General features: G+C 73.2%; 2 protein-coding genes. Both read left to right on the forward strand.

The annotated features are described in order from the left end of the window. Window positions 1-143 precede the first annotated feature (143 nt). Complete coding sequence (locus LPA54_RS32640) at window positions 144-374, forward strand: hypothetical protein (protein WP_228917293.1); 231 nt, start codon at window positions 144-146, stop codon at window positions 372-374. 57 nt (window positions 375-431) lie between these two features. Then, window positions 432-1293 (forward strand): aminotransferase class I/II-fold pyridoxal phosphate-dependent enzyme (locus LPA54_RS32645; protein WP_368857875.1); only part of this gene is annotated, 862 nt, incomplete at its 3' end.

Raw genomic sequence — 1293 nt, forward strand, 5'->3', positions numbered from 1 at the left:
GACGGCTCCCTGGATCGTGACAGTGGTAGGCGTTCTTTGCCTCGGATCTCCCTTTTCGGCTCACCTGTCACGGTTCAGGCAAACCTCTCGGACGTTTCCCGCCTGCCCGTCATCCCGCGGCCCACCGCGGGTACCCGGGACGCATGACCGATGTGGTGGACTCGGACGAACTGCTGCGGCGCATCCAGCGGGCGCGGGCCTGCGCGGCACAGGAGGAGCGGGCCTGGCGGGCCCGGGGCGAGCGGGTGGACCGGGAGGATCCGGGGGACGCCGGCGCGGTGCGGGACGCGGAGATCCGCACGGTGGCCTACGGGGTGGTGCTGCGGGTGCTGGACGAGATCCTGACGCCGGGCAAGCACACCACGCCCGGCTGACGCGCCCGTCCGGGGCGCGGCGGATTGGCGCCGCGGGCGGGGGGAACCCGGCGCCGCATGACTGCCGATCACTACCGGGCACCGGTTCTGGAAGCGCTGGAGGAGTACCACCGCAGCGGACGGCTGGGGTTCACGCCCCCGGGCCACAAGCAGGCGCGGGGAGCCGATCCTGCGGTGCGCGAGATCCTCGGGGACGCCGTATTCCTGGGCGACGTGCTGGCGACGGGCGGCCTGGACGACCGGCTCACCCGGGGCCGGGTGCTGCAGTCGGCGCAGGAGCTGATGGCCGACGCGGTGCACGCGGAGCACACCTTCTTCAGCACGTGCGGCAGCTCCCTGTCGGTCAAGGCGGCCATGCTGTCGGTCGCCGGGCCGCACGAGAAGCTGCTGATCGGCCGGGACGCCCACAAGTCGGTGGTGTCGGGGCTGATCCTGTCCGGCATCGTGCCGGTCTGGGTGGAGCCGCGGTGGGACGCCGAACGGCATGTCGCGCATCCCCCGTCGGCCGCGGAGTTCGAGGCGGCCTTCGAGGCCCATCCGGACGCGCGCGGCGCCCTGGTGACCAGTCCGACGCCGTACGGCGCGACGGCGGCGCTGCGGGACATCGCCGAGGTGTGCCACCGGCGCGGGCGCCCGCTGATCGTGGACGAGGCGTGGGGCGCGCATCTGCCCTTCCATCCGGGGCTGCCGTCGTGGGCGATGGACGCGGGCGCGGACATCTGCGTGACCAGCATCCACAAGATGGGCAGCGGTCTGGAGCAGGGCTCGGTGTTCCATCTGCGCGGAGACCTGGTGCCGCCGGCCCTGCTCGGCACGCGCGCCGACCTGCTGGGCACCACCAGCCCCTCGGTGCTGATCTACGCCGGTCTGGACGGCTGGCGGCGGCAGATGGCGCTGCGCGGCGAGGAGCTGATGGGGT

It is taken from the genome of Streptomyces sp. DH12 (assembly GCF_020873895.1).
Lineage (GTDB): Bacteria > Actinomycetota > Actinomycetes > Streptomycetales > Streptomycetaceae > Streptomyces.

Excerpts from the sequence above, each read along its gene's own strand:
- LPA54_RS32640 (WP_228917293.1), top strand. The coding sequence starts at position 144 with ATGACCGATGTGGTGGACTCGGACGAACTGCTGCGGCGCATCCAGCGG.